Origin of the sequence: Bacillus sp. ISL-55 (genome assembly GCF_018613155.1) — a bacterium.
Lineage (GTDB): Bacteria > Bacillota > Bacilli > Bacillales > Cytobacillaceae > Mesobacillus.
In genome coordinates this window covers 1-17,117 of record NZ_JAGGQU010000027.1, presented here as the reverse complement: position 1 = coordinate 17,117, position 17,117 = coordinate 1, and the positions used below count along the sequence as shown (strand labels likewise).

General features: G+C 43.7%; 17 protein-coding genes, 1 tRNA gene, 1 rRNA gene, 1 other RNA gene and 1 other annotated feature. Of the genes, 14 read left to right on the top strand and 6 right to left on the bottom strand.

The annotated features are described in order from the left end of the window. Nucleotides 1-85 precede the first annotated feature (85 nt). Nucleotides 86-201 (top strand): 5S ribosomal RNA (gene rrf / locus J7E32_RS14020). A gap of 747 nt (nt 202-948) precedes the next feature. On the opposite strand, the gene J7E32_RS22955 is transcribed toward rrf, so the two are convergent. Together J7E32_RS22955 and J7E32_RS14015 are read right to left on the bottom strand one after the other, a co-directional pair. Beyond that, entirely contained in the window at nt 949-1,074 is a 126-nt protein-coding gene (locus J7E32_RS22955; RefSeq protein WP_286181201.1) for a hypothetical protein, read from the bottom strand. 106 nt (nt 1,075-1,180) lie between these two features. Further along, on the bottom strand, nt 1,181-2,131 hold the full coding sequence (locus J7E32_RS14015) for a YaaC family protein (protein WP_214908274.1): 951 nt from the start codon (nt 2,129-2,131) through the stop codon (nt 1,181-1,183). A 112-nt stretch (nt 2,132-2,243) separates the two neighbouring features. Between J7E32_RS14015 and guaB the strand changes: the two genes are divergently transcribed. From guaB to J7E32_RS13985, 6 genes are all read left to right on the top strand, one after another. After that, nucleotides 2,244-3,710 (top strand): IMP dehydrogenase, encoded by a 1,467-nt coding sequence (gene guaB / locus J7E32_RS14010; RefSeq protein ID WP_214908272.1) that lies wholly within the window; start codon nt 2,244-2,246, stop codon nt 3,708-3,710. A 234-nt stretch (nt 3,711-3,944) separates the two neighbouring features. Then, on the top strand, nt 3,945-5,249 hold the full coding sequence (locus J7E32_RS14005) for a serine hydrolase (RefSeq protein WP_214908276.1): 1,305 nt from the start codon (nt 3,945-3,947) through the stop codon (nt 5,247-5,249). Nucleotides 5,250-5,416: 167 nt separating this feature from the next. Further along, nucleotides 5,417-6,298, top strand: a complete 882-nt coding sequence (gene pdxS / locus J7E32_RS14000; RefSeq protein ID WP_041967638.1) for a pyridoxal 5'-phosphate synthase lyase subunit PdxS — start codon at nt 5,417-5,419, stop codon at nt 6,296-6,298. 10 nt (nt 6,299-6,308) lie between these two features. Then, on the top strand, nt 6,309-6,899 hold the full coding sequence (pdxT, locus tag J7E32_RS13995) for a pyridoxal 5'-phosphate synthase glutaminase subunit PdxT (protein ID WP_214908270.1): 591 nt from the start codon (nt 6,309-6,311) through the stop codon (nt 6,897-6,899). A 54-nt stretch (nt 6,900-6,953) separates the two neighbouring features. Then, nucleotides 6,954-7,170 (top strand) — a binding site (T-box leader). A 65-nt stretch (nt 7,171-7,235) separates the two neighbouring features. Then, nucleotides 7,236-8,516 (top strand): serine--tRNA ligase, encoded by a 1,281-nt coding sequence (gene serS / locus J7E32_RS13990; RefSeq protein ID WP_214908269.1) that lies wholly within the window; start codon nt 7,236-7,238, stop codon nt 8,514-8,516. 95 nt (nt 8,517-8,611) lie between these two features. Further along, nucleotides 8,612-8,704, top strand: a tRNA-Ser gene (locus J7E32_RS13985). Nucleotides 8,705-9,125: 421 nt separating this feature from the next. Here J7E32_RS13985 and J7E32_RS13980 read toward each other — a convergent pair. The 4 genes from J7E32_RS13980 to J7E32_RS13965 form a co-directional block, all read right to left on the bottom strand. Then, nucleotides 9,126-9,794 carry a deoxynucleoside kinase gene (locus J7E32_RS13980; protein ID WP_214908267.1) on the bottom strand — a complete coding sequence of 223 codons (669 nt, stop codon included), beginning with the start codon at nt 9,792-9,794 and terminating at the stop codon, nt 9,126-9,128. Further along, nucleotides 9,791-10,432 carry a deoxynucleoside kinase gene (locus tag J7E32_RS13975; RefSeq protein WP_214908265.1) on the bottom strand — a complete coding sequence of 214 codons (642 nt, stop codon included), beginning with the start codon at nt 10,430-10,432 and terminating at the stop codon, nt 9,791-9,793. Before J7E32_RS13975 ends, J7E32_RS13980 begins: the two co-directional genes overlap by 4 nt. A gap of 200 nt (nt 10,433-10,632) precedes the next feature. Continuing rightward, on the bottom strand, nt 10,633-11,916 hold the full coding sequence (locus J7E32_RS13970) for a glycoside hydrolase family 18 protein (protein ID WP_214908262.1): 1,284 nt from the start codon (nt 11,914-11,916) through the stop codon (nt 10,633-10,635). Nucleotides 11,917-11,978: 62 nt separating this feature from the next. Then, nucleotides 11,979-12,518 carry a cysteine hydrolase family protein gene (locus J7E32_RS13965; protein WP_214908261.1) on the bottom strand — a complete coding sequence of 180 codons (540 nt, stop codon included), beginning with the start codon at nt 12,516-12,518 and terminating at the stop codon, nt 11,979-11,981. A gap of 92 nt (nt 12,519-12,610) precedes the next feature. On the opposite strand from J7E32_RS13965, the gene tadA reads away from it, so the two are divergent. From tadA to J7E32_RS13930, 7 genes are all read left to right on the top strand, one after another. Continuing rightward, nucleotides 12,611-13,141, top strand: coding sequence for a tRNA adenosine(34) deaminase TadA (tadA, locus tag J7E32_RS13960; protein ID WP_214908260.1), 531 nt, complete (start codon nt 12,611-12,613; stop codon nt 13,139-13,141). Between the two features lie 76 nt (nt 13,142-13,217). Next, nucleotides 13,218-13,482, top strand: an RNA gene (gene ffs, locus J7E32_RS13955) — signal recognition particle sRNA large type. A gap of 144 nt (nt 13,483-13,626) precedes the next feature. Further along, nucleotides 13,627-15,312 (top strand): DNA polymerase III subunit gamma/tau, encoded by a 1,686-nt coding sequence (gene dnaX, locus J7E32_RS13950; protein ID WP_214908258.1) that lies wholly within the window; start codon nt 13,627-13,629, stop codon nt 15,310-15,312. A 17-nt stretch (nt 15,313-15,329) separates the two neighbouring features. Then, nucleotides 15,330-15,656, top strand: a complete 327-nt coding sequence (locus J7E32_RS13945) for a YbaB/EbfC family nucleoid-associated protein (protein WP_214705893.1) — start codon at nt 15,330-15,332, stop codon at nt 15,654-15,656. A 15-nt stretch (nt 15,657-15,671) separates the two neighbouring features. Further along, entirely contained in the window at nt 15,672-16,268 is a 597-nt protein-coding gene (gene recR, locus J7E32_RS13940; protein ID WP_214908256.1) for a recombination mediator RecR, read from the top strand. A gap of 38 nt (nt 16,269-16,306) precedes the next feature. Then, nucleotides 16,307-16,528 (top strand): YaaL family protein, encoded by a 222-nt coding sequence (locus tag J7E32_RS13935; protein WP_102264773.1) that lies wholly within the window; start codon nt 16,307-16,309, stop codon nt 16,526-16,528. An 80-nt stretch (nt 16,529-16,608) separates the two neighbouring features. After that, nucleotides 16,609-16,872 carry a pro-sigmaK processing inhibitor BofA family protein gene (locus tag J7E32_RS13930; RefSeq protein WP_214908254.1) on the top strand — a complete coding sequence of 88 codons (264 nt, stop codon included), beginning with the start codon at nt 16,609-16,611 and terminating at the stop codon, nt 16,870-16,872. Nucleotides 16,873-17,117: the final 245 nt, after the last annotated feature.

The following is a 17,117-nucleotide window of genomic DNA, read 5'->3' as shown; positions in this document are numbered from 1 at the left end:
AACCAAAATAGATTACTCGTTCTTCTTCTTCTTCTTACACATTATCTAGTTTTGAAGGAATAAATACATTCCTTTAACCAAATAGTCTGGTGGCGATGGCGAGAAGGTCACACCCGTTCCCATACCGAACACGGAAGTTAAGCTTCTCAGCGCCGATGGTAGTTGGGGGTTTCCCCCTGTGAGAGTAGGACGCCGCCGGGCACATGAAAGAACAGCTGTAATGGCTGTTCTTTTTTTTGTATTCAGATTTATAACCGATGCTGGAATTAGTGAAGCAACTGATAATATACCCAATGGATTCAGACAGGTTTGGCGAAAAAGCAGGAAAAGTTGTCCGAAGTAGAACAACTTCAGACGGGTTTAGAGGAAAACAGCAAAAAGTTGTCCGAAGTAGAAGCAACTTCAGACAAGTTTAGAGGAAAACAATGAAAAGTTGTCCGAAGCAGGAGCAACTTCAGACAGGTTTGGGAAAAAAAATAGAAAAGCTGTCCGAAGTAGAGGCAACTTCAGACAGGTTTGGAGAAAACCATAGGAAAGTTGTCCGAAGTAAGTGCAACTTGAGACAGGTTTAGAGAAAAAGCAGGAAAAGCTGTCCGAAGTAAGAGCAACTTCAGACAGGTTTAGAGGAAAAGAAGGAAAAGCTGTCAGAAGAAGAAGCAACTTCAGACAGGTTTAGAGGAAAAGAACGAAAAGTTGTCCGAAGTAAGAGCAACTTCAGACAGGTTTAGAGGAAACCAATGAAAAGTTGTCCGAAGTAGGTGCAACTTCAGACAGGTTTAGAGGAAAAGAATGAAAAGTTGTCGGAAGTAGGTGCAACTTCAGACATGTTTGGAGGAAGAAACCCAAAAGCTGTCCGAACATGGAGTTAACTCCCATCAAGTTCTGAATTCACATCTATATCCACAATTAAAAGACCCTTTGAATTCATCAAAGGGTCTAATTCTTTCTTTACTTCTTCACTTTCTTCCCAAGAGATTGCAATTGATCCATTACCTTCGTGCGTGACTTTTGATCTTTTAGCAAGTATGCTGTACCTAGAGCAACAGTTGTCATCATTAGTTTTTTTCTATCCATATTAAAACCTCCTCAGTTATGCGTTGTCCATATATTTGAAATTCCCGAAATTGTATTATCTAAACATTCTCCTTTTGACTGTACTGGCTTCATACCCTTGGTGCTATTACTTTTTCATTAGATACTGGTAAATTAAGTAAGGTCCTTTTTTTAATGTGGATTGTAAAAAAGCTTGAATCAAGGGATAGTCTTCATTGGGCATCATTTTAATTAACTCACTCCACCATTCTGTTTCATAGCGCGCGATCATCCCAAGATTATATAACAATAGGTAGTGCAGCAGCAGTTCTGGAAATAGAAATAAATCGCCTTTATTTAAGGGGAATACATAATGCTGCTCTTCAAGATTATATTTTAATGGGAGGGGTTCTGATGCTTCGCTTAAGTTTGCTTCAAACCTGATGAGGTTGGGATCTTCCACAAAAGAAACAGGGATAGAAGATTTGGTCTGCAAGAATTCCTTAAAGCGGTTCTCCGTCATATGGAATTGGTCGATTATTGATTTTGGCAGCGAAAAACCTGTCTCGGCAGCTGTGACAACTTCGAAATTTTGTTTTCCTCTTAAATTAGAAAAGATGCCGGACAATTCTGGGATCAGCTCCAATACATCACCCATTGTTGCTTTATCTCCTTCCAATTGTTTCATGTGGAACATCTTTTCTGCCATAAGAGAGAACAATCCATTCTTTTGGATTTTCACTTCATCATCCGTAAAGCTGTATTGTTGTTTTTTCCGTTTCCTTGTTGAAACTCCGTGAGCAAGAACAGATGTGGTTTCTGGGTAATCAGGTTCAACTGTCAGGATACATGCTTTTATTAGATGGACAAGTCCGTAAAAGAGCAGGATTGGCTGGATGGCCAGCGGAGACTTTTCGGCCTGTTCGTAGTAAAGTTTCCCATGTTCGAGATAATACATAAAGGGATAACAGTTTTCAAAGCTTTTCATGTCAGGCTGGTCAATGTTGATTTTACGGTAGCATTTTTTCAGATAGGCTTGTGAATACTCTGCAGAAAAAAAGAGAGTGTAACTATTCCATTCCTTATAAGGCGTAGACACATGAAAAACCTCCAAGTTATTTGAAAAGTCGGACAAATAATAACCTTCTTGACAGTATTTTAACCAATTGATAACCTACAAATAATATTTTCTTAAAGGGGGTCATTTTACTATGTGGGAAAGTAAATTTGCGAAAGAAGGATTAACGTTTGATGATGTGCTGTTAGTGCCAGCCAAATCGGAGGTACTGCCAAAGGATGTGAGCCTGAAGGTCAACTTGACGGAGACTTTGAGATTGAATATCCCAATCATCAGTGCCGGCATGGATACTGTAACAGAATCTGAACTAGCCATTTCTATTGCCAGGCAGGGCGGTCTTGGTATCATCCATAAAAACATGTCCATTGAGCAGCAGGCTGACCAGGTCGATAAAGTAAAACGTTCTGAAAGTGGAGTCATTACCGATCCGTTCTTTCTAACTCCAGATCATCAAGTATTTGATGCTGAACATTTGATGGGGAAATACCGCATTTCTGGTGTCCCAATCGTCAATAATGAGGAAGAGCAAAAGCTTGTTGGAATCATTACGAACCGTGATATGCGTTTTATCCAGGATTACTCCATTAAAATCGAAGAAGTGATGACGAAAACGGAACTGGTGACTGCTTCCGTGGGAACGACCCTTGAAGAAGCGGAAAAGATCCTTCAGCGCCATAAGATTGAAAAACTCCCACTAGTAAATGACGAAGGCGTACTGAAAGGGCTCATTACCATCAAGGATATTGAAAAAGTGATTGAGTTCCCGAACTCTTCGAAGGATGCGCAAGGCCGCTTGCTTTGCGGTGCTGCAGTTGGAGTAACAGCCGATACGATGAAACGGGTCGAGCTGCTTGTTAAGTCTCATGTAGACGTCATTGTTGTCGATACAGCGCATGGCCATTCTAAGGGTGTCATTGAAACGGTAAAGCAAATTCGGGAAAGCTACCCTGAACTGAATATTATTGCTGGAAATGTTGCGACTGCAGAAGCGACAAGAGACTTAATAGAAGCTGGGGCGGATATTGTCAAGGTCGGCATTGGGCCAGGATCAATCTGTACAACGAGGGTTGTAGCTGGAGTAGGCGTTCCGCAAATTACTGCTGTATATGATTGTGCGACAGAAGCACGTAAGCACGGCAAAGCAATCATTGCAGATGGCGGTATTAAATATTCAGGAGATATCGTCAAAGCTCTTGCAGCAGGTGGGCATGCCGTCATGCTAGGCAGCTTGCTTGCAGGTGTCAGTGAAAGTCCAGGGGAAACTGAAATCTACCAGGGAAGACGCTTTAAGGTATATCGTGGAATGGGCTCAGTTGGGGCAATGGAAAAGGGCTCTAAAGACCGTTATTTCCAGGAAGATAATAAGAAGTTCGTTCCGGAAGGCATTGAAGGAAGAATTCCTTATAAAGGTCCTCTTACAGATACGATTTATCAGCTTGTAGGCGGTATTCGCTCAGGTATGGGATATTGCGGCACTGCCAATCTTGAAGAATTAAGGGAGAACGCCCAATTCATCAAGATGACTGGTGCAGGCCTAAGAGAGAGTCATCCGCATGATGTCCAGATCACGAAGGAAGCACCGAATTACTCTATGAGCTAATTTTATATTTTGGAAAACAGACAGGGACTGTGACTTTTTACCTGTATATCAGCTGTTTTTTCCTTATTTTTCAATAGACAGAGTGACTATTCTCTGTCTATTTTTTTCATTTTTTTTATGTTAAACTTAACGGGTGTGATTTTTCAGGGGTCAACAAATATGAAAGTTTCATAGATATTTTATAAAAATTTTGGAGGGAAATTCGTCTTGAATCGTAAACAGAAACAGCTTTCAATGTTCTTTGCAGCATTCATTTTAACGATCACAACTATGTTTTCCGGATTTTCAGTGGAAGCAGAAGCAGCAGAGGGACAGTTAGGCATCGATGCTGAAGCAGCCATGCTGATTGACGCAGGTACAGGAAGAGTTTTATATGAGAAAAATTCCGATGTCGTCCTTGGAGTAGCGTCCATGTCTAAAATGATGACAGAATACATGGTCCTAGAAGCAGTCAAGGAAGGAAAGCTTAAGTGGGATCAAAAGGTAAAAATCAATGAGTATGTCCATAAGTTGTCAGCTGCACCTGGCCTATCCAATGTCGGATTAACCCAAGGTGAAGATTATACGGTAAAAGAATTATATGAAGCAATGGCAATCCATTCTGGTAATGCAGCAACTGTTGCACTGGCAGAAGTTCTTTCAGGAACAGAGAAGAATCATGTTGAAAAAATGAATAAAAAAGCAGCCGAGTTAGGCTTGAAAGATTATAAATTCGTAAACTCTTCCGGCTTGAACAACAGGGATCTATTAGGACAGCATCCTGCAGGCAGTCCGGATGAAGAAAACGTCATGTCTGCACGTTCAATGGCCAAGCTTGCTTACCGTTTATTGAAGGATTATCCGGAAGTACTGGAAACAGCAAGTGTGCCTGCATTGAAATTCCGTGATGGACGTGAATATAAGAACTTTAACTGGATGCTTCCAGGTCTGATCTACCAGTATGATGGTGTTGACGGCTTAAAAACAGGTTCAACTGATTTTGCAGGATATGGTTTTACTGCTACTGCAATGAGAAATGACCAAAGATTCATTTCTGTGATCATGAAGGCGGACTCTAAGGACAGCCGTTTTGCTGAAACGCGTAAAGTCCTTGATTTTGCTTTCAGTAATTTTACAGAAGAAGAGCTTGTAAAAAAGAATCACCAGATTAAAGGCAAGAAAAATCTTCCGGTAACGAAAGGGAAGGAAGACAGCGTTAAGATTCAGTCTAAAGATGCCATTACAATGACCATCAGAAATGGTGAAAAGGATGAGTATGCACCAGTTCTTGTATTGGATAAAAAGAAGCTGAATGAAAATGGCGAACTGACTGCTCCTATTAAAAAAGGCGAACAGGTCGGCTATATGACTGTAAAGTCCAAAAAGGATGAAAACATCAGCTTTTTAACTGAAGATGGACAAAAACTAATCCAGGTTCCAGTTGTCGCAGCTGATAGTGTCGAAAAAGCGAACTGGTTCGTGCTGATGATGCGTGGTATCGGCGGTTTCTTTGGAGACCTATTTGGCGGAGTTGCTGACACGGTTAAGGGTTGGTTTTAATTAAGTTGTAATATAAAGAATATTTGGTTTCCTGCCTTGACAGGAAACCTTTTTTATTGTTTATTTTCAATAGGGATAACTAAATTCCGACTAAATAAGTCTGGTTTTCCAGTTATTTTCAAGTGCTTACATAGTAATCCTTTTTAAAGGGATAAGGGGGAAAAACAATGAAGACAGGTACTGATCGAGTTAAACGCGGTATGGCAGAAATGCAAAAGGGCGGCGTCATCATGGACGTTGTTAACGCTGAGCAGGCGAAGATCGCAGAAGAGGCCGGCGCAGTTGCCGTAATGGCCCTGGAACGTGTTCCATCGGATATCCGCGCGGCAGGCGGCGTAGCAAGAATGGCTGACCCACGTATCACTGAAGAGGTAATGGGTGCTGTCACAATTCCCGTTATGGCAAAAGCACGAATCGGCCACATCGTAGAAGCACGCGTGCTAGAAGCGATGGGTGTAGATTATATTGATGAGAGTGAAGTTCTGACTCCAGCAGATGAAGAATACCACCTAAATAAAAGAGATTACACAGTTCCATTCGTCTGCGGCTGCCGTGATCTTGGTGAAGCCGCGAGAAGAATCGGAGAAGGTGCTTCTATGCTTCGTACAAAGGGAGAGCCAGGTACGGGTAATATCGTAGAAGCTGTCCGTCATATCCGCAAGGTGAATGCGCAGGTTCGCAAGGTCGTCGCAATGGACATGGATGAGCTTATGACAGAAGCTAAGCTTCTTGGGGCTCCATATGAACTGCTTCTTGAAATCAAGCAGCTTGGACGTCTTCCGGTCGTTAACTTCGCAGCCGGTGGTGTTGCAACGCCAGCAGACGCTGCATTAATGATGCAACTGGGTGCTGACGGAGTGTTTGTAGGATCTGGTATCTTCAAATCTGATAATCCAGCAAAATTTGCAAAGGCAATTGTTGAAGCGACGACTCACTATCAGGATTACGAACTGATTGCGAACATTTCGAAAGGTCTTGGCATCCCGATGAAGGGTATGGAAATTTCATCATTGGCACCTGAAGCCCGCATGCAGGACCGCGGCTGGTAAGGGGATAGCTATGGTGAAAATAGGAGTACTTGGCCTTCAGGGCGCTGTACGAGAGCATATATGGGCAATCGAAGCATCTGGAGCGGAAGGCACGGTCATTAAGCGTCCAGAAGAGCTATCAGAAGTCGATGGCCTGATTATTCCCGGTGGAGAAAGCACTGCAATCCGCCGTCTTATTGATAAGTATGGCTTCATGGAAGAGTTGAAGAACTTCGCTGCAGATGGTAAGCCGATGTTCGGAACCTGTGCCGGATTGATTCTGCTTGCGAATGATCTCGTTGGCTATGATGCGCCGCATATCGGTGTCATGGATGTGAAGGTGGAGCGCAACTCTTTTGGCCGCCAGCGAGAAAGCTTTGAAGCGGACATTGACATTGCCGGAGTGGCAGAGAATTTTTCTGCTGTCTTTATCCGTGCCCCGCATATTGTGGAAGCGGGCGAGAATGTCGAAGTGCTGGCCAAGCATAATGACAGGATTGTTGCTGCGCGTGACGGTCAATTCTTAGGCTGTTCGTTCCATCCTGAATTGACCGATGATTATCGACTCATGAACTATTTTGTAAAAATGGTCGAGGAGACAAAGAGTAAAAATTTTGCATAAACCGCTTGCATGCTGAACATAATTGTAGTAAATTATGAATTAAAATTCGATAGTAAAAAAGCGATGAGAGGGAATAGTAGCTTGTGTCCATTCCGAAGAGAGCCGGTGGTTGGTGCGAACCGGTGTCTGGAGCAAATGAATCCGCCCTCGAGCAGAGTATGGAAAGCCTGATTGGCAAGTAAATACTTTCGGTAAAAACCGTTATTTTCTGAGTGGAAAGCATTTTTGCTTTCAACTAGGGTGGCAACGCGGGTTAACTCTCGTCCCTTTTTGGGACGGGAGTTTTTTATTTTATCAAAGACTTTTTTTACTTCAGGTAAAAGGGAGGAAATCGCAGTGTTAGACGTAAAGTATTTAAGAGCAAATTTTGAAGAAGTAAAACAAAAGCTTCAGCACCGTGGCGAAGACATGACCGACTTCGGGAAGTTTGAGGATCTGGATGTGAGACGCAGGGAATTGATTCTTGATGCTGAACAGCTGAAGAGCAGAAGAAATGAAGTTTCACAGCAGGTTGCGCAGTTGAAGCGTGAAAAGCAGGATGCTGACCATTTGATTGCTGAAATGCGCGAGGTTGGGGATAAGATCAAGGTTTTGGATGACCAGCTGCGGGAGGTTGAGGAAGAACTGGAAGCCTTGATGCTCAGCATTCCGAATATCCCTCATGAGAGTGTTCCTGTTGGAGAAACGGAAGACGATAATGTAGAGGTTCGCAAATGGGGAGAAATCCGTGATTTTGAATTCGAAGCGAAGCCGCACTGGGATATCGCAGACCATTTGAAAATCCTTGATTTTGAACGTGCTGGAAAAGTAACTGGCAGCCGATTTGTATTTTACAAAGGTCTCGGAGCACGCCTTGAGCGCGCCTTGATGAGCTTCATGCTTGACCTTCATGTCGACGAGCATGGCTACACAGAAGTTCTTCCACCATACATGGTTAACCGTGCAAGTATGACGGGGACGGGCCAGCTTCCTAAGTTTGAAGAAGATGCGTTCCGAATCGAGAGCGAAGATTATTTCTTGATCCCGACAGCTGAGGTTCCTGTTACAAACATGCACCGCGATGAAATTCTGAGCGGAGAGGAATTGCCAATCAATTATGCAGCCTACAGTGCATGCTTCCGTTCAGAGGCAGGATCTGCGGGGAGGGATACTCGCGGTTTGATCCGTCAGCATCAGTTCAACAAAGTCGAGTTAGTTAAGTTTGTAAAACCTGAAGATTCTTATGAAGAGCTCGAAAAACTAACTGGACATGCTGAAAAGGTCCTGCAGCTGCTAGGCCTTCCATATCGCGTGTTGAGCATGTGCTCAGCCGACCTTGGATTTACAGCTGCTAAAAAGTACGATATTGAGGTTTGGATACCAAGCTATGGCACTTACAGGGAAATCTCTTCTTGCAGTAACTTTGAAGGCTTCCAGGCTAGACGTGCGAATATCCGTTTCCGTCGTGAAGCTAAGGCTAAACCAGAGCATGTGCACACACTAAACGGATCTGGTCTTGCGATTGGCCGTACTGTAGCCGCAATCCTGGAAAATTACCAGCAGGCTGATGGAAGTGTCATCATACCTGAAGCACTGCGTCCATATATGGGCAACCGGGAAGTTATTGCACCTAAATAATTTAACATTTGGGCAGGATCCATTCCTGCCCAAAAAAAATTCAAAAGAAGTGTTGACTCGATTTAAAATACATGATATTATATTTCTTGTGTCTCGGAGGTATACCCAAGTCCGGCTGAAGGGATCGGTCTTGAAAACCGACAGGCGGGTAACACCGCGCGGGGGTTCGAATCCCTCTACCTCCTCCATAATTTTAATATTAAGCATTAACGCATAAAAACAATTTGGAGATTGTGTAAAGAAACCCGTTACGGATGTAGCGGGTTTTTTTATATCCTTTTTTGGGGGTGCATATAGAAAAGTTCTATATGCCCTTATGTGGAACTGCACCTCAATTTGGGCCTATAGAGAAATTCTATGGTCCTTTTGGGGAGTGCTACCGCGATTTTGGGCTTATAGAAAAATTCTATGAGCCCTTTTAGGGAATTCAACACCGATTTGGGCTTATAGAAAGAATCTATGAGCCTTTTTGGAGAATTCCCCTCGATTTGGACCTATAGAAAGGTTCTATGTGACTTTTAAGAAGGGGACAACCCATTTTAGGGTTGTAAACCCATGTTAGTTCAATTCTAATACGCGTAGAAAAACAAAAAACCGCCAAATGGCGGTTTATTTTTTCAATAATTGAGTTTGCTTGATGTGCGTAGCAATCTTTTCAACGATAGGCTCGATTGATTCAGGATTGTTGAACAGATCATAATCATTGATATTCAAGCGCAGGACTGGGCATGCGTTGAAGTTATTGATCCAGTTTTCATAACGTGCATGCATTTCTTCCCAATAAGTAATTGGTGTCTGCTGTTCCATCGGACGTCCTCTCAGCTTGATCCGCTCAAGAATATCGTCAATTGAACCCTCAAGGTAGATCAGCAAATCTGGATGCGGGAAGTATGGTGTCATGACCATTGCTTCAAAAAGGCTTTTGTATGTTTCATAGTCGACAGGTGACATTGTGCCTTTTTCATAATGCATTTTAGCGAAGATGCCTGTATCTTCATAAATCGAACGGTCCTGGATAAAGCCGCCGCCGTATTCGAAAATCCTTTTTTGCTCCTTAAAGCGCTCTGCAAGGAAGTAGATTTGCAGGTGGAAGCTCCAGCGTTCGAAATCAGCATAGAACTTATCGAGGTAAGGGTTTGTATCTACTTTTTCAAAGGATGTACGGAACCGAAGGGCATCCGCCAGGGCATTTGTCATAGTCGATTTACCGACGCCCACAGTGCCAGCAATCGTGATGACCGCATTTGCCGGGATGTCATATTTTGTTCTTAGATTCATGGTTGTACGCTCCTTTTTCTTAATGATGCGGTTAGCTGGTCAATGATCAGCTGAAGATCTTCTTCTTTTTTAACGAAATCCAGGTCATCACCGCTGAAACGGAGAACCGGGATCTCAGGGTGGTCTTGCTCGAATTGAAGCATGGCTTGTTCGTAATCAAGGGATAATTGCTCTAAATATAAAGGGCTGATGTTTTTTTCGACTTCGCGGCCACGCATCTTGATGCGCTTCAACAATGTATCAAGACTTGCATTCAAGTAAATGATGACATTCGGCTTAGGCATATCTTTTGTCAGGATTTGATAAATATCTAGATATTTTTTATACTCCTGATCGTTCAAGGTACGCTGGGCGAAAATGAGGTTTTTCATGATATGGTAATCAGCAACGACGGATTTGTTTTTGCTGAGGTAATGTTCATTAATATCTCCAAGCTGCTTATATCGATTGCAGAGGAAAAACATTTCTGTCTGGAAACTCCATTCTTCTATGTTATCGTAAAACTTCCCCAAAAATGGATTTTCATCGACAATTTCCTTTAAAAGTGCAAATTGAAACCGTTCGGAAATGGCACGTGCCAGTGACGTTTTTCCAATACCGATTGGTCCTTCAACCGTTATAAAAGGTGTTCCTTCCACAACATGTCCTCCCTCTCTGTTGTATCTATCTCTTTTTTACATTTCTGTCAGTTAAATCACGCAAAGTCCATTTTATCACACACAGTATTGTATGGGTATGGAATATTAAGAGGCAATTTTAGCAAAAAAGAAGACAGCCGCATAAATACTGCGCCTGTCAATTATTATCGGAATTTGTAAAAAAATTTTAACAGAAAATTTTATCTTTTTACCACATTGAAATTCTCCTGGATGAGCAGCCAGTTTTGCGGGAAGGAAAGTCCAAGCTTCCAGTAGCTCATTCCTCTAAGGTTCAATTCCTTGATCAAGTCGAATTTTGCCTGGATGGACCGTGCGTCCTCAAACCAGACTTCATGCTGCTTTCCATCTGACGCTGTATATCGGAAGGTCGGCGCCTGGGATTTGGCATTGTACTGGATTGGAACATTATTATCAGCAGCGATCTGAATGGCCTGCTGCGGACTGACCGCCTTCGCGATCGTCCCCTGGACAAATGGGAGAGTCCAATCATAACCATAAAGATTCTGGCCCATCATGACTTTTTGTGAAGGCATTTCACTGATGGCATACTCCAGCACCTCACGGACAGGTCCAATGGGAGAGACTGCCTGTGCAGGCCCGCCGCTATAACCCCACTCATACGTCATGATGACGACGAAATCGACAATTTCGCCATGTGCTTTATAGTCATGCGCCGTATACCATGCACCGGTCTGGGCTGCGCTCGTTTTAGGGGCAAGTGCGGTGGAAATGAACCAGCCCTCCTGTTTAAAACGATCCCTTGCTTTTCGCAAAAAGGTGTTATAGGCTTCACGGTCAGCAGGGCGCAGGAATTCAAAATCAAAATGGATATCGCGGAATCCGTATTTTTTAGCAGTCGTAACGATGTTATTCAGGAATTTATCCTGGATGGCCATGTCATTCAGGATGATCCGGCCAAGCTCATCACTGAACTGGTCGTTTTCCTGGTTGGTGATGACCATCATCAATATATTGTTGTTTGCCTCGGCAATGGTAGGGAAATTATTCAGCAGCGGCTCCTTCAGCGATCCGTCACGCAAGGCCTGGAAGCTGAATGGAGCAAGATATGTTAAATAAGGAGCAGCTTCCCGTGCGGCTGTCTCCAGTGCAGGTGCAACTGTATTCCCACGAGGTTCTACGTAAGCGTTGAATTCCGCGTTTGATTTAGGGCGCTGCGGAATATAAAGGCGAAAACCAACTGAAAGTGGCTGGTTGACTGTGATTCCGTTGATTCGAGCGAGTTCCTGTGGAGTGGTACCGAACCTTCTCGAAATAGCCCATAAGGTGTCGCCTGGCTGGACAAAATAAAAGCTTCCGACAATCGGGATGACCATCGCCTGGCCGACTACAAGATTATTTGGGTTAGGCAGCTCATTCGCCTCGGTTATATCCGCAACAGATGACCCGTAAATTTGAGCAATCTGTGTCAAAGTCTGTCCTTGCTGTACTACATGAATTTGCATCTTCTTCCCTCCCTGGCATTTTAGCGCTACAACCATTGTATGAAGGAAGAAAATACAGTATGTTATAAATCAAGCTCCCTGGATGGCCTTGTTTCAGCGGACAGGACGTTCTTCATCATCGTCAGTGCGTATTTATTATCTTCACCATAATTGGAGGCAACGAAGTCCTCCGGGATGATCAGGTTGTATTCGCGCATGTATGCATCATTTGCGGTGAAAAGCACGCAGATATTGCCTGCAATCCCCGCCAGGACCAAGGTGTCCACCTTCAGCTGCTGAAGCAAGGTATGAAGCGCCGTTCCATAAAATGCAGAATGCTTTGGCTTGATCAGGAAATAGTCCTTGTTCTTTTCAGGAGCGATTTTTTTAATGATTTCTTCGCTCGTTTCATTTGAGCAATAATCCATGATTTTTTCAAAATCAGCCTGCCATAGATTATAATGGTCATTAATATAGATAACGGGCATGCCCTTCTCATTGAAAGATTTCTTTAATGTTAAAATTGGATCGATGATTTTTCTGGTGTTTTTTGCGAGGTCTTCCCCGGCATCGAAATTGAAATCATTGATCATATCGATAATTAATAGAGCACTCTTTGACATGAATAATCCTCTCCTTATCCTTTATATTTTTACCGGCGGGGGATTATTAAACCAATTGGAAATAACTATTACTATTTTTAGCGGAGGGAAAGATGGAAGCGCAACTTACCCAGGATGAACGATTTATGCTTGAGGCGATTGAAGAAGCGAAAAAGGCAGGACAAGTGGATGAGGTGCCGATTGGTGCTGTCATTGTGCTGGATGGTGAGATCATTGCCCGTGCCCATAATCTCCGCGAAACGAAGCAAAGCTCCATTGCCCATGCAGAGGTGCTGGCAATCGATGAAGCTTGTAAGAAGCTCGGTACATGGCGGCTGGAGGAGGCTGTATTATACGTAACCCTCGAACCTTGTCCGATGTGTGCAGGGGCAATCATGCTGTCCCGGGTGGAAAAAGTGGTCTATGGCGCAAAGGATCCGAAGGGCGGCTGTGCCGGGACCTTTATGAATATCCTCCAGGATGAGCGCTTCAACCATCAAAGTGATGTGGTCACTGGCGTGCTGGAAGCAGAATGCGGAGCGCTGCTATCCGACTTTTTCAGGAATCTGCGGGAGAAAAAGAAACAGAAAAAGAAACAGGCAAAAGAGGAACTGGAACAACAGACAGGAATTGACAGGGGATAAGCATTGCTTTTTGGTTCGTGAGTTAGTATACTATGTATGTGTCCTTGAGACACACCTAAATAAGGTTTCAATTTTGCCGTGCTAGTCGGGGAGGTAGCGGTGCCCTGTACCCGCAATCCGCTCTAGCGGGGATGAATCCCTTCCTGAGGCTGATTTACTGTAGGGTCTGCCTTAAGCAAGTGGTGTTGACGCCCGGGTCCTGCGCAATGGGAATCCATGAACCATGTCAGGTCCGGAAGGAAGCAGCATTAAGTGGACGCTCCCATGTGCCGCAGGGTTGCCTGGGCCGAGCTAACTGCTTAAGTAACGCTTATGGTATTCAGTCGACGGAAGGTGCACGGCAGTTAAATATGATTCATTCAACTCATCTCTTTAACGGAGATGAGTTTTTTGTTTTTCAGGGAAGATTTCCTTTTCTAAAAGTGTAAATGTCCAAATAATTGCGTTATAATAGATAAGATAATAAAAGGAAGGGAGCGGTGTCATTGGCCTACCAAGCTTTATATCGTGTCTGGCGTCCACAGCAGTTCATTGATGTGGTCGGGCAGGAACATGTCACAACGACACTGCAAAACGCTCTGCTTCAACAAAAAATATCACATGCCTATCTTTTTTCCGGCCCCAGAGGGACTGGGAAAACGAGTGCTGCGAAAATTTTGGCAAAAGCGGTTAACTGTGAAAAAGCTCCAACGGCCGAGCCTTGCAATGAATGCGACGCCTGCCGTGGAATAACGGATGCGTCTATTCCTGATGTGATCGAAATCGATGCCGCTTCCAATAACGGTGTCGAGGAAATTCGGGATATCCGAGATAAGGTTAAGTATGCGCCGAATGTCGTGAAGTACAAAGTGTATATCATCGACGAAGTGCATATGCTTTCCATCGGGGCGTTTAACGCATTGCTGAAAACCCTTGAAGAGCCTCCAAAGCATGTCATCTTTATCCTCGCTACGACTGAGCCCCATAAGATTCCACTCACAATCATTTCACGATGCCAGCGATTTGATTTTAAGAGGATAACAGCTCAGGCAATCGTCGGCAGGATGAAGCAAATTGTTGAGGAATCTGGAGTGGATTGCGAAGATAAAGCCCTGCAGATCATTTCCAGGGCTGCAGAAGGCGGAATGCGTGATGCCTTAAGCCTGCTTGATCAAGCCATATCATTCAGCCAGGATAGAGTAACAATTGAAGATGCGCTCACGGTAACGGGTACCGTATCACAGAATTTCCTGAACCAGCTAGCCAGGGCCATTCATGGACGAAATGCGGCAGCTGGGTTAGAAGCTCTGGAAGAACTGCTTTTACAAGGGAAGGATCCAGCGAGGTTCATAGAGGACCTGATCTTCTTCTACCGCGATATGCTTCTGTACAAGGCAGCGCCAGTGCTCGAGGAATCTATGGAGCGAGTAATGCTGGACGATGATTTCCAGGAGCTTGCCAATCAGGTCGAGCCAGCTCAAATCTATGAATTGATAGAGGTCTTGAATAAAGCACAGCAAGAAATGCGCTGGACAAACCATCCCCGTATCTTCCTTGAGGTAGCGATTGTCAAGCTATGCCAGCTGGAAAGACAAAATCCGTCCAGTAATGTTCAGGTTGAACCATTGCTAAGAAGGATTGAGCAGCTCGAGGAAAAATTGGTGCAGTTTCAGCAGAACCCTGGGATGGCTGCAAGCGAACCGGCTGCGGCTGCTAAAAAAGCGCCTCGCCCAAACCGAAAAGGCTTCCAGGCACCGACCGGAAAAATCAATGAGGTCCTAAAAAGTGCTACCAAGACAAATCTCCATACAATTAAGGGACGTTGGGGAGACCTGCTCGAAATGCTTGCCGCGAACCAAATGCGTTCACAGGCTGCATTATTGAACGAAGCGGAACCAGTGGCTGCATCTGATGAGGCAGTCGTGATAAAATTCAAATATGAGATTCACTGTCAGATGGCAATGGAAAACACCAGGTTCATTGAAACTGTCAGCGGTGCGATGAATGATTACACCGGTAAAAGAATGCAGGTAATTGGTGTGCCGGAAGATCAGTGGCTTAAGATAAGGGAAAACTTTATCAGCCAGAGAGGCGATGGAGCAACGGAAGGGCAAGCTAATGCAGCTGAAGACCCGCTGATTGCTGAAGCTAAAAAATTATTTGGCGATGAATTAATACAAATACAAGACTAGTATTGGAGGACGTTAATATGATGCGTGGAAATGGTAATATGCAAAATATGATGAAGCAAATGCAGAAGATGCAAAAGAAGATGGAAGAAGCTCAAGTTCAATTGGGTGAAGAAAAGATTGAAGGAACAGCTGGCGGCGGCATGGTAACAGTCATCGTGACAGGCCATAAGGAAATTGTTGACGTCCAGATCAAACCGGAAGTTGTCGATCCTGATGATGTCGAAATGCTGCAGGACCTAGTGCTTGCTGCAACGAATGATGCGTTGAAAAAAGCCGAAGAGTTGACGAATAAGACAATGGGCCAATTCACAAAAGGGATGAACCTTCCTGGGGGAATGTTCTAGGAGGAATATAACAGAATGCATTATCCTGAACCAATATCGAAGCTGATTGACAGCTTTATGAAATTGCCAGGTATCGGCCCGAAAACGGCCGCTCGTCTGGCTTTTTTCGTATTAAGCATGAAGGAAGAAACTGTTTTGGATTTCGCTAAGGCATTGGTCAACGCGAAACGCAACCTGACTTATTGCTCTGTCTGTGGCCATATAACCGACCAGGATCCTTGCTATATATGTGAAGACCAGCGCCGCGACCGCAGTTTGGTCTGTGTGGTACAGGATCCTAAGGACGTTATTGCGATGGAAAAGATGAAGGAATTCAATGGTCTCTATCATGTGCTTCATGGTGCAATTTCTCCAATGGATGGAATAGGTCCAGAAGATATCAATATTCCTGACCTGTTAAAGAGACTTCAGGATGAAACTGTCCAGGAAGTCATACTAGCGACAAACCCGAATATCGAAGGGGAAGCAACAGCGATGTATATCTCAAGACTGCTGAAACCGTCAGGAATCAAGATTACAAGGATCGCGCACGGACTGCCGGTCGGCGGGGATCTTGAATATGCGGATGAAGTCACCCTTTCTAAAGCATTAGAAGGGCGCCGGGAAGTTTAACTCCTTTATATAGAAAGAAACTTTACTGGAGGAGAGTCATGTTATTTCGTAAAAAGAAATGGCTTAGAAAAGAATTCGACCATAAACTATTGGAACAGCTGGACAGCATGAAGAGAAATTGGAACAATCAAAAGCTGCTGGTTGAAAGAAGCTTCGATCCATCAGAAGAGTTTATCACTGAAGCGAAAATTGCCGAGGCCAAGTACTTCTTTCTATTTAAAGAAGCTAAGCACAGGAAAATCACCATCAAGACGAAGTGATGTTTTTTCCATACGATAAGGTCTTATTTTGATAACTTGTACATAAAAATGTACAAGACATTGAAGTAAGGGGGAAGAGTATGGAACCTATAGTCGTCATATCGGTCCTTGGCGGATTGATCTTTTTGCTTCTTATTTTAGGTGCACCGACAAAACCGCTCCGTTTTATCGGCCAGAATGCAGTGAAGATCTTAATTGGAGCCATCTTTTTATTTTTTCTTAACGCTTTCGGAACTAGTTTCGGCATTTATGTGCCAATCAATATTGCGACCGCAGCAGTCTCAGGGTTATTAGGAATACCTGGTGTGTTTGCGTTGGTAGCTATTCAGACTTGGATTATATAAAGAAGGAACGCCGCTTTTGAAGCGGCGTTTTATTTTTTGCAAAAAGCTATTGACCAAGCAAGCAGAAGTTGCTATTATATTAAACGTTGCTGTTGAACAGCCGTTAATAACTTTTTAAAAAAGTGTTGACGAAATATCGACAGCATGATATATTATTTAAGTCGCCTGCGGGTGACACAGAAAAATTGCTCTTTGAAAACTAAACAAACAAGCGTCAACAAACAATTTTTTATAGTGACTTCTAT

What these genes read in the sequence shown, in the direction of transcription:
- J7E32_RS22955 (WP_286181201.1), bottom strand. Translation starts at nt 1,074, where the DNA reads ATGGATAGAAAAAAACTAATGATGACAACTGTTGCTCTAGGTACAGCA.
- guaB (WP_214908272.1), top strand. Translation starts at nt 2,244, where the DNA reads ATGTGGGAAAGTAAATTTGCGAAAGAAGGATTAACGTTTGATGATGTG.
- J7E32_RS14005 (WP_214908276.1), top strand. Translation starts at nt 3,945, where the DNA reads ATGTTCTTTGCAGCATTCATTTTAACGATCACAACTATGTTTTCCGGA.
- pdxS (WP_041967638.1), top strand. Translation starts at nt 5,417, where the DNA reads ATGAAGACAGGTACTGATCGAGTTAAACGCGGTATGGCAGAAATGCAA.
- pdxT (WP_214908270.1), top strand. Translation starts at nt 6,309, where the DNA reads ATGGTGAAAATAGGAGTACTTGGCCTTCAGGGCGCTGTACGAGAGCAT.
- J7E32_RS13980 (WP_214908267.1), bottom strand. Translation starts at nt 9,794, where the DNA reads ATGAATCTAAGAACAAAATATGACATCCCGGCAAATGCGGTCATCACG.
- J7E32_RS13970 (WP_214908262.1), bottom strand. Translation starts at nt 11,916, where the DNA reads ATGCAAATTCATGTAGTACAGCAAGGACAGACTTTGACACAGATTGCT.
- J7E32_RS13965 (WP_214908261.1), bottom strand. Translation starts at nt 12,518, where the DNA reads ATGTCAAAGAGTGCTCTATTAATTATCGATATGATCAATGATTTCAAT.
- tadA (WP_214908260.1), top strand. Translation starts at nt 12,611, where the DNA reads ATGGAAGCGCAACTTACCCAGGATGAACGATTTATGCTTGAGGCGATT.
- J7E32_RS13945 (WP_214705893.1), top strand. Translation starts at nt 15,330, where the DNA reads ATGATGCGTGGAAATGGTAATATGCAAAATATGATGAAGCAAATGCAG.
- recR (WP_214908256.1), top strand. Translation starts at nt 15,672, where the DNA reads ATGCATTATCCTGAACCAATATCGAAGCTGATTGACAGCTTTATGAAA.
- J7E32_RS13935 (WP_102264773.1), top strand. Translation starts at nt 16,307, where the DNA reads ATGTTATTTCGTAAAAAGAAATGGCTTAGAAAAGAATTCGACCATAAA.
- J7E32_RS13930 (WP_214908254.1), top strand. Translation starts at nt 16,609, where the DNA reads ATGGAACCTATAGTCGTCATATCGGTCCTTGGCGGATTGATCTTTTTG.